The organism is Virgibacillus sediminis, assembly GCF_042643265.1.
Classification (GTDB): domain Bacteria; phylum Bacillota; class Bacilli; order Bacillales; family Amphibacillaceae; genus Virgibacillus_O; species Virgibacillus_O sediminis.
In genome coordinates this window covers 50,657-62,894 of record NZ_JBHRRZ010000012.1, presented here as the reverse complement: position 1 = coordinate 62,894, position 12,238 = coordinate 50,657, and the positions used below count along the sequence as shown (strand labels likewise).

The window sequence follows — 12,238 nt, the reverse complement described above, 5'->3', positions numbered from 1 at the left end:
GATCCGTTACAAAGAGACGCTTGCCAACCGTTTATTGAATCAGGGGGAAGGTTTTAAGCTGCGGCAACATTCCTATGAAAAAGCGATTCCTCCATTGAGAAAGGTCCAGCCATTGATTAGTCATTGTATCGTTCAAGCTTTCACACCAAGTTTCTTGGCGCTATGGACGATATCAGAGAATGCATTTATTGAATGCCCAATGCTAAAACGATTGTTTTTTAATGCTATAAAATTAGGTAATCGGATTTTGTAGACATTAATAATAATTTAGAATATTTTAACCATAATTTAACAATTGACCTTCATAATAAAGAACGTTAAATACATTTTACAAGGAGGTCACAATGGGTAGCGGATCGAAAAAGCAGAGAAATAGGTTTTTATCATTGTTATTAATTTGTATCGTATGTTTTTCGGACGTTGCAATGGTTTTACCAATCAAGCCGGTGGCAGCGGAAGAAGCAGAGAGCGTGGAAACAGAGGAGATTTTACTTGAGGAAGAAGCTGTTGACAGTGAAGAGGCAAAGCAAGGCCCTGCAGAAGAAGAACAAACTTCTAAGACCACTTCAGACAAGGAAACAGCCCCATTAAATGAATCAGCAGAAGTAGAAGAACCAGAAGAACTAGAAGAACCAGAAGAACTAGAAGAACCAGAAGAACCTCAGGCGGAAGAGCATATACAAGACAACACAGAAACTACGGAAGAGGAAGCAGTTCAACAGGAAGTTGCTGAAGAAGCTAACACCACTTTAGAGCAAACAGACAACAATGAACCGCCTGCAGTAGAGGAGGATTTTGACAGTTATCCGCATCTATTAATTACAGAAATCTCTCCCAACTCAGAAGGCGGTGGTACGGATTACTATGAGTTTTTTGAACTCTATAATAATACAAATCAGCCATTATCTTTAGCGAATTATTCCTTTTTTTACCATTATACCAACAGCGGAGAGGAGAAGATTTTCCAAGTTCCTGCGGTTACAATCGAGCCACAAGAAACGATGGTCCTTTGGTTTAATCATGGCGATCGCTCTCTAAATGATTTTAACGCTAACTTTGGGACAAGCTTGACAAGTGATCAAGTGGCAGAGTATACCTCTGGATTCCCTGGTTTCAGTAATGGTGGGGATCGTGCCATTATTATTAAGGATAATGAAGGAAATGAAATGATTTCTGCAAGTTATCTTGGTGTAGACAATGATAATACAGGGGTGGATGTTCATTATCGCTATCCTGTAGAAGGAACGGAAATGGTAAAAGAACAGGCTGCAGCTCCTCCTACACCAGGGATGATTGACGAGGCTCAGGTTCCTGCTACACCGGTGGCTTTACCAGATGTAGAAGAGGATACAGAAGCACCAGTAATAGAACATACCCCAATTACTAAAAGCAGCTCTTTTTCACCTATAAGGATAACTGCGACAATTACCGATAATTTGGCTGTACCATTTGCAACACTCTACTATAAGGAAGAAGGCGCGGAAAACTTTACATCCTTGACCATGCATGCCAGCTCAGAGGATCCATCTTCCTATTCTGCTGAGATTCCAAGTAAAGCAGTGCAAGACAATGTTTCATACTATATCATCGCATCAGACGGATCAAGTGAGTACAGAACAGATACATACACCATCACAGTGGAAAAGGCTGCCGTAGATTACAATGAGGTCCCACAGTTTTTAGTGACAGAAATTGTGCCAGATACTTCCAATATTGATGGGGCAGATGGCTATGAGTTTATTGAAATATATAACAATACGAATGAATCTATGAATCTAAAAGACTATAAATTGAATTACCGTTATGATAAAGACCCATCCAGAGACGTTGTTTGGCCATCCGTACCAGAGGAGGTTGTGATTCCTGCTGGGGAAACTCTTGTTTTCTGGTTAATTAATGCCAAAAATGGAAAAGCAACAGTTGCAGACTTTAATGCGAACTATGGAACAAATCTAGTAGAAAACGAAGACATTGTACGTATTTATAGTGGAGGAATGTCCAATGGTGGCTCACGTGGATTAGTAGTGAAAACAAACTCCGGAAAGGAAATTGCTGTTTCCTATTATAACGATACGATGAACGACGATACATTACCAAACAAAGGGATTGTTTATCGTTTTCCTGAAGATGGATCCATTGAGTCAACAAAAGTAAATGCAGGGATGGAAGATGCAACTCCTGGCGCGGTAGAATCGTTCCAAGTTCCAGAACAACCGGCAGCATTAGCAGAGGATACGGTAGCACCAACTATTAACAATGAAACAAAGGTTACAGAAATCAATGAGAAGGAAAATATTCAGCTTGTTACCGATGTAACAGACGATAAAGAAGTCATCAGTGTCCGTTTATTCTATAAAACAAGCAATCAACCAGAATACAAAGATGTCATTTTACAGGCGGATGAGGATGGAAAATTTCGCCATACCATCTATTCCCCGGATTTAATTGGGAATGAAAAAGCAGAGTATTATTTTGTGGCAACAGATGGTGTGAATGAAGTAAAAAGCGAGACATATGAAATTGCAATTACAAGTGATTTTGACCATGCTAGTCTTCGTTTAAATGTAGAGGACAATGAAATCCTGAATGGCAATGTCATTGTAAAAGGAACATCCCAAGCGGATGATGAAAATGTGAGTTTATATTTTAATGGAACAAAGCAAGTAGAGAATATTTATCAATCCTTGGAACGCACGGCTTACTTTGCTTATGAAGTAAATGGATTAAACACATATTTCAAAAATGCCATCACAATGGGTGATGAGATTCTATTTATGATGGATCAGGACTGGCTTACAGACTGGAAAACATTTAGTATCCCAATTGATCCAGATTCTTTGCAAATAGGCGAAAATACGATTACAGTCCGTTCCGGGAATAAAGCATCCCCATATGACTTAGAGTCCAAAGAAAACCGGGACAATTATGATTTGCGAAATGTCCGCTTGGTTCTAGCGGATGGAACGATTCTAAGAGATCCGAATTTCAGTGATCCAGCAAGAACCATTGGAATGAATGATGACAACCCATTTGAACATTTCACATTTACCATCGCGGAAGAACATGCGGGTTCGAAAACATATAATTGGGATACAACAAGTGTATCTGATGGCGAGCATGTGGTGATGGCAAAAGATGCAGATGAAGAAGTACAAGCAACCGTTCTAATCGATAATAGTGCACCTGTTGTAGAAACAAGTTTAGAGACAGGAAAAGAATATAAAGGTGCCTTTACCATCGATGCTGATGTAACAGATAATATCGCTGGAGTTGATACGGTTCAAGCAATGCTTGATGGGAAGCAAATTGAAATTCCATATGAAACAGCGTCCTCGGAACTAAAAGCAGGAGAACATCAACTAACCATAACTGCAACAGATACAGTTGGAAACAAACAAGAAACGGTTATTCCGTTCACCGTAGTTGATGAGAATCCTGATCAACCAGAGCTTCAAGCACCAGGAGATGATCGTAAGGCAGCAGTTAATGGAGATCCAGCATTAAAAGTGAAGGTAACTGACCCAACCAATGATGCAATGGATGTTACCTTTTATGAAGGCTACCAATACGATCCAAGTCAAACCGAGCAAGTAAAAGCATTTGAGAATGCGGTAGATACAGAACCACCACAAACAATCGTCCCAGAAGGGGAACAAGCCCTAACAGCAGAGGATATCGCAAAAGTTTCTGAGATAGATGGAAGCTACTTAACAACCAATTCCGATACACAATTCCCATACCATCGTTTTGAAGTAACTATTGATGAAAATGTCGATGAAAACGATGTGGTGGAATTAGTATGGCAAGGCCATTCATTGGAAGGCAGAAAAGTATCCATGTATGCTTGGAGCTATGAGAAAAATGATTGGGTATTAATAACTTACGAGGTAGCAGATACAGAGGACTTTGAATTAACTGGAAATGTGGAAGTAGGGGAATTTGTAAAAGACAACAAAATCCAAGCCCTGGTGCAAGATGAAATTCCAAGCTCACCAGACGAATACGACTATACCTTTGTATGGATGACAGATACCCAATACTACTCTGAAAGCTATCCACATATCTTTGACAGACAAACACAATGGATCGCAGAAAATGAGGAAGAGTTAAAGATCGAATATGTTTTCCATACTGGGGACTTAGTTGATGTATCCACGGAACCGTACCAATGGGAACATGCCGATCAATTCATGGGCACACTTGATGAGCATGACATTCCATATGGTGTACTGGCAGGAAACCATGATGTCGGTGGTGTGAATAACGATTACACCCAGTACTACCAGTGGTTTGGGGAAGATCGATTCCAGGACAAGCCATACTACGGTGGATCCTACCTCAATAATCGTGGCCATTACGACTTAATCTCTGCCGGTGGAAACGACTATATCATGGTATACCTTGGCTGGGACGTGACAGATGAAGGAATTGCCTGGGTTAACGAGGTTCTGGAAGCACATCCTGACAGAAAAGCAATCTTAAATTTCCATGAATACCTTCTGGCAACAGGGACAAGGCACCCATTAGGGGAAAAGCTATATAATGAAATCGTTGTTCCAAATGAAAATGTGATTGCCGTTCTAAGTGGCCACTATCATGAAGCACAAACATATATCGATGAAATTGATGATGATGGGGACGGAACGCCGGACCGTACTGTTTACCAAATGCTTGCCGATTATCAAGCAGGGCCAGAAGGCGGCCAAGGATATATGAGACTGCTTCATTTTGACCAAGATAACAACCGTATCATCGTAAACACCTACTCGCCTTATATGGATGATTATAATTTCTATGATACGGAAGAACATCCAGGTAAAGATGAATTTGTGATGGAGCTTGATTTATCTGTACAAGAGAAACAAGTCGCAACCGATTATTTCGCTGTGAACGTGTACACAGATACGGAAATCGGCACCGTTTCAAATGTTCCTAGTGGAGAATCTGCTGAAGTAGTATGGACAGGTTTAGAAGAAGGGCAAGCATACTCCTGGTATGCAATAGCTCAGGACCAATATACAGGTTCAACAACATCTGATATATGGACATTTGTAAAAGGTGAAAATGCACCAGATGAGGAAGAAGAAAATGATGAGCAGCCGGCAGTAGAAATCCAACCGAAGAAAAACAATGGAACGGCAACCGTTCATACGAAAGATTTACAGGCACTAGAACAAGGAGCACACATTGAAATTAACATTTATAACGAGAAAAAAGCTCGTAATCTATTATTAAGCAAAAAACAAGTAGATATTTTAAGAGACAAAGAAGTTACCCTAACCATAACAAACGGAATTGACTTAGAAACCTTTAAAATGAGTCAATTCCAAGATGAAGTACTTAAATTTAGCTTTTAACGGGACACGGGGGCAGTACATCTTCCCAGTTATTGAAGAAAATTCCGGATAGCAGCACTGCACCCCGGTTCATCGAAGGAAGCATTTAGTCAAGCTACAATAAATATGAGAAAAATGGGAACAAGGTCTACTTACGACCATGTTCCCGTTTTTTATTTCAAGGATGAAAAGATTGGTCGCCTGCGCAATCAGCCCCTGGAATACATCCACGTAATCAGGAACCTTCCGTAGCTTCCTCCACTGTCTTGATCAGCTCTTGAATCCACTTCTAAAATAAAGTGTGTCCATGAATGGGATTTGTCCCGGCTTGTAATATTTAGAAATAAACTCACGGGCTGCAAGCGAATTAACGAAAAATAACCAACAATTATTCTGACTAATTAAATTAATTTTAATATTGACATAAGTGTTGGGTGCTGATACTATACATATAACGAAATAAATTAATGCGTTTTTAGAACGTTATATGAATTATTGTTATAAGGAGGTGTGACAAATGAGTGAAGATATTTATGACGTAACTATTATCGGAGGAGGGCCTATCGGACTCTTTTCAGCTTTTTATGGTGGCATGCGTCAATTAAAAGTGAAGATAATTGAAAGTTTGCCACACTTAGGCGGCCAACTTAGCGCTTTATATCCAGAGAAATATATTTATGATGTTGCAGGTTTTCCAAAAACAAAGGCTCAGGATTTAGTCGACCAACTAGTTATACAGGCTAAGCAATTTGATCCAACTGTAGTTTTGGGGGAATCAGTGGAGAGTGTTGTAAAAACGGACGAAGGGGATTTCCGATTAATTTCTGATAAAGATGTTCATTATTCTAAGACTGTTCTAATTGCTGCAGGAATTGGGGCATTCACCCCCCGCCGTATTGATCATAAAAAAGCGGCAAGTTATGAAGGGAAAAATTTACATTACTTTATAAAAAATTTGCAACAATTTGCTGACAAGGAAATCTGTATATTAGGTGGTGGAGATTCTGCAGTAGACTGGGCACTTATGATGGAACCGATAGCAAAAAAGGTCAACATTATTCACCGAAGAGAACGCTTTAGAGCCCATGAAGCTAGTGTAGGTGATATGGAAAATTCGAGTATTAGTATTTTCACTCCCTATAATTTACTGGATATCCATGGTGATGAGGATAGAATCCACGCTATATCCCTACAAAAAAATGATAGTGGCGAAACGCTGACTATAGAATTGGATGAATTAATTACAAACTATGGATATGTATCTTCTCTTGGACCCATTAAGGAATGGGGGCTGAAGTTTTTAAAGAAATCTATAGTAGTCAATTCCAAGATGGAAACGAATATAGAAGGCATTTTTTCAGCGGGTGATATTGTTACTTTTGATGGCAAAGTAAAATTAATAGCAAGTGGTTTTAGTGACGCTGCGACAGCGATAAGCAGCATCAAAACCTATGTTGACCCCAGAGCACGTCAACAGCCACAGCATAGCACGAGTCTATTTGAGAAGATAAAAGTATAGAGAAGGAGGAATCCCATTGGCATTTGTAATAACTTCTCCCTGCCATAACGAAAAAGCGGCTGAATGTGTGGAAGTTTGCCCGGTTGATGCGATCCACCCGGGAGATGACATGTTTTATATAGATCCGGATGTATGTATTGATTGTGCTGCATGTGAATCAGCATGTCCAGTGCAGGCTATCTATGCGGAAGAAGAAGTTCCAGAGGAAGAGGAAGAATACATCGTGTTGAATGAGAAGCATTTTAGTCAGGCGACTTAAATATAGGAGGGGATGGCGGTTGTTTTATAACGAAAAAATGGAAACGCTTGCGGAACGTGAAAAGGAAGAACTGCAATTAGCTCGGTTGAAGGAGACAGTCAAACGAGTTGTAGAGAACACACCTTTCTACCAGAAGAAATTCGGGGAATCAAACGTACATCCAGACGACATTCAAACATTAGATGATATTCAAAAACTACCTTTCACAGTAAAGAAAAACCTGAGGGAAAATTATCCATTTGGATTATTTGCAAAGCCTGTTAATGAACTGGAAAGGTTACATGCTTCTACAGGGACAAGTGGTAAGCCTACCGTAGTTGGATTTACCAGGAATGATCTTAATGTATGGGCTGAAATAGTTGCAAGAGCAATTGCAGCTTGTGGAGGCGAACCTGATGGTGTATTGCATAATGCCTTCGGATATGGACTATTTACCGGTGGGCTAGGCATCCATTACGGTTCCGAGAAACTCGGCATGACGACTGTCCCGATTTCAGGAGGGAACACAGAGCGACAAATCATGGTTATCGAAGACTTTAAGCCAACAGTCATCACTGGTACACCATCTTATGTTCTAAATATTATTGAAAAAATGGAACAAATGGGAAAGGATCCGCGTGAAACAAGTTTGAAATACGGTATTTTTGGAGCAGAGGCTTGGTCGGAAGAAATGAGAAGAAACTTGGAACAACGATTGGGCATTAAAGCAATGGATATTTATGGCCTTAGTGAAGTGATGGGTCCCGGTGTAAGTATTGAGTGCAAGGAGGCGCAAAATGGACTGCATATTGCAGATGACCATTTCTATGTAGAGGTTATTGATCCAGAAACATTGGAGCCAGTACCGGAAGGGGAAGAAGGAGAGCTAGTTTTTACTAGTCTAACAAAAGAAGCATTTCCGGTTATACGCTACCGGACAGGAGATATTGCTTCCATCACAAAAGAGCCGTGTGAATGTGGGAGGACATCTGTTCGGATGTCACGGGTGAAAGGCCGTATCGATGATATGTTGATTATTCGCGGGGTTAACGTTTTTCCCTCAGAGATTGAAAGTGCTTTATTGGAAATGGAGGAATTCGTCCCTCATTACCAGCTTGCAATAACAAGGAAAGGGGCACTCGATAAAGTAGTCCTCAACGTGGAAATCAATGAAGAGGTCTATCAAGCTGTCGACGGCGACATGAACCACGAACTGATAAAAACTTTAGGAACGAAAATTTCTAAAAAGTTAAAAAGCAGTTGCCTTGTAACAATTGATACACAAATTCAATCTCCAGGAAAGATTCCAAGATCGGAGGGAAAAGCTATCCGGGTTATAAGGGAACCGAAAGAAGCAACTGTTTCAAATACTTAGGTAAGGAGGGAGTAAAATGAAAGCGGTTCAATTTTCTGGATTAACCGAAGAAGAAAAATACCAACACTTTATGGAACGGATTGAAATGGATGAAAAGATTGAAGCAAATGATTGGATGCCTGATGAATATAGAAACGCGTTGATAAAGCTTATCTCTTCCCATGGAATTAGTGAGATTATGGGTGCATTACCTGAGAAGGAGTGGGTGCCAAAAGCGCCGACGATCGACAGAAAACTATCTATCATGGCTAAGGTGCAGGATGAAATGGGGCATGGCCAATTACTTCTTCGAGTAACAGAGGACCTTAGTAAACCACTTGGCAGAACGCGTGAGGATATTTTAAACGATTTATTCTCCAAAAAGTTGAAATTTCATAATGTATTTCATATGCCATCTCCAACTTGGGGTGATGCTGCTATTATCGCATGGCTTGTTGATGGGGCAGCGATTCTTACTCAAACAATGATGCTTAAAACATCTTATGGACCTTATGGGAGGGCACTAAAAAGAATATGCCAGGAAGAATCGTTCCACGCCAAACATGGTGAAAGCTTAACTCTTGCATTAGCTGCTGGGACCAATAGCCAGAAGCAAATGCTCCAAGATTCTCTCGATCGCTGGTGGAAAGCTCTATTAATGTTCTTCGGACCGAAGTCTAAAAAGGATGTTGGTCATTCGAGTGTTGATATCAATATCAAATACAAGCTCAGATCCAAAACAAATGAAGAATTGAGACAAGAATTTCTGACTAAATATGTTCCTAAGATTGAATTATTAGGATTAACAATTCCTGACGAAACATTGCGTTTCGATGAAGAGAAACAAGAGTGGGTCTATCAAGAACCTGACTGGAAAAAATTCAAACAGATTGTCTCAGGTGATGGACCTAAAACGGATGAGCGGGTTTCCCTAAGAAGGGATTCATATAAAAGTAACGCATGGGTTCGAGAAGCGTTGAGTAGCCACCAGGAAAGTAAAGTTCAGATTAGTTGATGGAACAGGGAAATATGAGGTGAGGGGTGATGTGAATGTCAGAAGAGTTATTCTACGAAGAGTTTGAGGTATTCAGCCGGAAAAAAGATGGACTTCCATTAGAACATCGTTTTAGCCTTGTGGCGCCAAATCGGGAAATGGCCTTCATCATGGCAAAAGAGAACTTTTTTCGGCGGGAAGCGCTAAAGGAATTATGGGTGGTAAAACGCTCAGAGATCAGGGTGATGTCCCAGCAGGAGAGAGAAGGATTTAAGAACATGGATAATAAAGGCTATCGAGAAACCAAAGGTTATACAGATTTGCCGAAGAAGTGGAAAGCTTTTGAGGAAAAAATGAGTTAGGAGGTGCCTAATAGTGACTAAGGAAAACAAATATATCTGTGAATTGCTTTATCAGTTAGCAGATGATAATTTCATCCATTCCTATCGTGGGTCTGAGTGGCTTGGGTTAGCTCCTCATATTGAAGAGGATGTTGCGTTTTCTTCCATTAATCAGGATACGATGGGTCATGCCGCGATGTATTATCAGCTTCTCGAACAATTGGGTGAAGGTGAAATAAATGATATTTCGCATAATCGGAGTACCGATGATTTTAGGAATGCTATTCTTTTGGAACAGGTCAACGGCCCGGGAAATTATTTAGAAGAACCCGAATACGATTGGGCATTCACAGTGGTCCGTCATCTGCTTTTTGCAATCTTTAAGAGTATTAGATTGGAATCACTAAAACAATCAAGCTATGAACCACTACGCCATGCAGCAGTGAAAATCCATTCGGAGCAATATTACCATCTGATGCACTGGAAGACTTGGTTCTACCAATTGATGTCCAGTACTGAAGAGGCCAGAGAGAAAATGGAAGCAGCGATAGACCATGTTTGGGGAGAATTCGAAGGAGTAATCTCGCTCGGAAAGTATAGCGATGAAATAAGTCATCTTAAACTTATTGCAACGGAAGAAGAGTTGCGGTCGGAATGGCTTAAAAGAATTGATCACTTGTTTTCCGAAGTGAATTTTTCTATCGAAGGAAAGCCTGGGATGCTCAGTGGCAATGGGCGAAATGGAGAACATACTGATGATCTAGCGGAGGCATTGGCTGTTTTAACCGAAGTGTATACCTCCGATAAGGAAGCAGTTGCATGGTAGAGCTTAAAAAAGGAAGTGGCGGACATATGCCGGAAATCTTAAATGCTGAACAGAAGATTCTTCATCTGTTGCAAAGTGTGACGGACCCCGAGATGCCTTTCATCAGTATAGTTGAATTAGGAATGGTGGAAGAAGTAAAGGTGAAAGATTCTAGGATATTTGTAAGACTATTGCCTACGTTCAGCGGCTGTCCGGCTTTGGATATGATAAAAGGTGATGTCGTCCAAAAAGTAAAAAATGAAATCATTAAATTAGATGATTCCCTGGACATCCAAGTAGAGTTCAGTTTCAATCCTCCATGGACGACTGATCGAATCAGTAAAGATGGAAGAGCAAAGCTGAAACGTAATGGAATCACCCCTCCTCCTTCAAGCCATAGAGAGGATGGGGCGTGGGAAATGGATTGCCCTTATTGTGATTCAGCTTATGTAACAATGGATAATATTTTTGGACCGACTGCATGCCGGAGCATTCTCTATTGTAATGAATGTAACAACCCGTTTGAAGCTATGAAGCCGGTCGCTAATATACATGAAAAGGTGGATGTGAAATGGTAAAACTAATTGCATTGTACAAAAAACCAGAAGATGAGCAGGCTTTTGATGAGCACTATCAAAATGTCCATACACCAATTACAAAGAAGATTCCAGGCTTAAGAAAGATGGAGGTTACTAAAATAGTCGGTGCCCCTACAGGAGAAAGTGACTATTACTTGCTTTGCGAAATGTACTATGATGATCATTCATCGTTGAAACAGGCAATGAAAACGGAGGAATCCAAGGAGTCCGCAAAAGATTTAATGTCATTTGCCGGAGATATTGTAACGATGATGATCGGTGAAGAGGTTGAATAACTATCAATATATAAATAGCTGGGTAGAAAACGGAATTGCAAGAGTCGAACTGAACCGCCCTAAAGTATTAAATGCGCTTAACCGGCCTATGATAACTGAGATTGTAGACTGTCTTTCTTATTTTGACCAGTCAGAGGAAGTAAAGGTCATTGTCCTTTCCGGGGCAGGCAGAGCGTTTGCTGCAGGAGCGGATATTGATGAAATGGCGAATGATAACCCAATTTCATTAGAAAATCTAAACCAATTCGCGGAATGGGATAAGATCTCCTTGATTAAGAAACCGATCATTGCAGCAGTACAAGGGTTTGCCTTAGGTGGCGGGTTCGAATTGGCATTGAATGCCGACATCATATTCAGTTCTGATAATGCGAAGTTCGGTTTTCCGGAAGTAAATATCGGGGTCATGCCTAGCGCAGGTGGAACGGTCAAATTAACGAAAGCACTTGGCCGTAGAAAAGCATTGGAATGGTTATGGACCGGTGACCAGATGGAAGCCCATGAAGCCTTGGAATATGGGGTGATCAACAGATTGGTCCCTGCTGAGTTGTTAATGGAAGAAACGATGGCTTTTGCTGGGAAACTTGCAGAACAACCCCCCCTTTCTTTACGCCTAATCAAAGATACAGCGGGGAAAAGCGAAGATCTCCCCGTTTATGAAGCTATGCAATATGAAAGGAAGAACTTCTATCTACTTTTTGCATCAGAGGATCAAACAGAAGGGATGAGAGCATTTATAGAGAAAAAATCTCCCGTATTCAAAGGCAAATAGGAGGTGTT

Annotated in this window: 10 protein-coding genes; all 10 read left to right on the top strand. The window is 40.6% G+C overall.

Features of this window, described 5'->3' with window-relative positions; translation table 11 throughout:
- Nucleotides 1–344: 344 nt before the first annotated feature.
- The 10 genes from ACFODW_RS06580 to ACFODW_RS06535 all read left to right on the top strand — a co-directional run bounded on the left by ACFODW_RS06580 (nucleotide 345) and on the right by ACFODW_RS06535 (nucleotide 12,230).
- Entirely contained in the window at nucleotides 345–5,357 is a 5,013-nt protein-coding gene (locus ACFODW_RS06580; protein WP_390304493.1) for a lamin tail domain-containing protein, read from the top strand.
- Nucleotides 5,358–5,853: 496 nt separating this feature from the next.
- Complete coding sequence (locus ACFODW_RS06575) at nucleotides 5,854–6,855, top strand: NAD(P)/FAD-dependent oxidoreductase (RefSeq protein ID WP_390304491.1); 1,002 nt, start codon at nucleotides 5,854–5,856, stop codon at nucleotides 6,853–6,855.
- Between the two features lie 16 nt (nucleotides 6,856–6,871).
- Complete coding sequence (locus ACFODW_RS06570) at nucleotides 6,872–7,114, top strand: indolepyruvate ferredoxin oxidoreductase subunit alpha (RefSeq protein WP_390304489.1); 243 nt, start codon at nucleotides 6,872–6,874, stop codon at nucleotides 7,112–7,114.
- A gap of 37 nt (nucleotides 7,115–7,151) precedes the next feature.
- On the top strand, nucleotides 7,152–8,468 hold the full coding sequence (locus tag ACFODW_RS06565) for a phenylacetate--CoA ligase family protein (RefSeq protein WP_390304651.1): 1,317 nt from the start codon (nucleotides 7,152–7,154) through the stop codon (nucleotides 8,466–8,468).
- A 16-nt stretch (nucleotides 8,469–8,484) separates the two neighbouring features.
- Nucleotides 8,485–9,462: a 1,2-phenylacetyl-CoA epoxidase subunit PaaA gene (gene paaA, locus ACFODW_RS06560; RefSeq protein ID WP_390304487.1), complete on the top strand. Its 978-nt coding sequence runs from the start codon at nucleotides 8,485–8,487 to the stop codon at nucleotides 9,460–9,462.
- A gap of 35 nt (nucleotides 9,463–9,497) precedes the next feature.
- Nucleotides 9,498–9,803 (top strand): 1,2-phenylacetyl-CoA epoxidase subunit PaaB, encoded by a 306-nt coding sequence (gene paaB / locus ACFODW_RS06555; RefSeq protein ID WP_390304485.1) that lies wholly within the window; start codon nucleotides 9,498–9,500, stop codon nucleotides 9,801–9,803.
- Between the two features lie 13 nt (nucleotides 9,804–9,816).
- Nucleotides 9,817–10,608, top strand: a complete 792-nt coding sequence (gene paaC / locus ACFODW_RS06550; RefSeq protein ID WP_390304483.1) for a 1,2-phenylacetyl-CoA epoxidase subunit PaaC — start codon at nucleotides 9,817–9,819, stop codon at nucleotides 10,606–10,608.
- Entirely contained in the window at nucleotides 10,602–11,165 is a 564-nt protein-coding gene (gene paaD, locus ACFODW_RS06545; protein WP_390304481.1) for a 1,2-phenylacetyl-CoA epoxidase subunit PaaD, read from the top strand. Before paaC ends, paaD begins: the two co-directional genes overlap by 7 nt.
- Nucleotides 11,159–11,461 carry an EthD family reductase gene (locus tag ACFODW_RS06540; RefSeq protein ID WP_390304479.1) on the top strand — a complete coding sequence of 101 codons (303 nt, stop codon included), beginning with the start codon at nucleotides 11,159–11,161 and terminating at the stop codon, nucleotides 11,459–11,461. Before paaD ends, ACFODW_RS06540 begins: the two co-directional genes overlap by 7 nt.
- Nucleotides 11,454–12,230, top strand: coding sequence for an enoyl-CoA hydratase/isomerase family protein (locus ACFODW_RS06535; RefSeq protein WP_390304649.1), 777 nt, complete (start codon nucleotides 11,454–11,456; stop codon nucleotides 12,228–12,230). Before ACFODW_RS06540 ends, ACFODW_RS06535 begins: the two co-directional genes overlap by 8 nt.
- The last annotated feature ends 8 nt before the right edge of the window (nucleotides 12,231–12,238 follow it).

Excerpts from the sequence above, each read along its gene's own strand:
- ACFODW_RS06565 (WP_390304651.1), top strand. The coding sequence starts at position 7,152 with ATGGAAACGCTTGCGGAACGTGAAAAGGAAGAACTGCAATTAGCTCGG.
- ACFODW_RS06575 (WP_390304491.1), top strand. The coding sequence starts at position 5,854 with ATGAGTGAAGATATTTATGACGTAACTATTATCGGAGGAGGGCCTATC.
- ACFODW_RS06540 (WP_390304479.1), top strand. The coding sequence starts at position 11,159 with ATGGTAAAACTAATTGCATTGTACAAAAAACCAGAAGATGAGCAGGCT.
- ACFODW_RS06580 (WP_390304493.1), top strand. The coding sequence starts at position 345 with ATGGGTAGCGGATCGAAAAAGCAGAGAAATAGGTTTTTATCATTGTTA.
- paaA (WP_390304487.1), top strand. The coding sequence starts at position 8,485 with ATGAAAGCGGTTCAATTTTCTGGATTAACCGAAGAAGAAAAATACCAA.
- paaB (WP_390304485.1), top strand. The coding sequence starts at position 9,498 with ATGTCAGAAGAGTTATTCTACGAAGAGTTTGAGGTATTCAGCCGGAAA.
- paaD (WP_390304481.1), top strand. The coding sequence starts at position 10,602 with ATGGTAGAGCTTAAAAAAGGAAGTGGCGGACATATGCCGGAAATCTTA.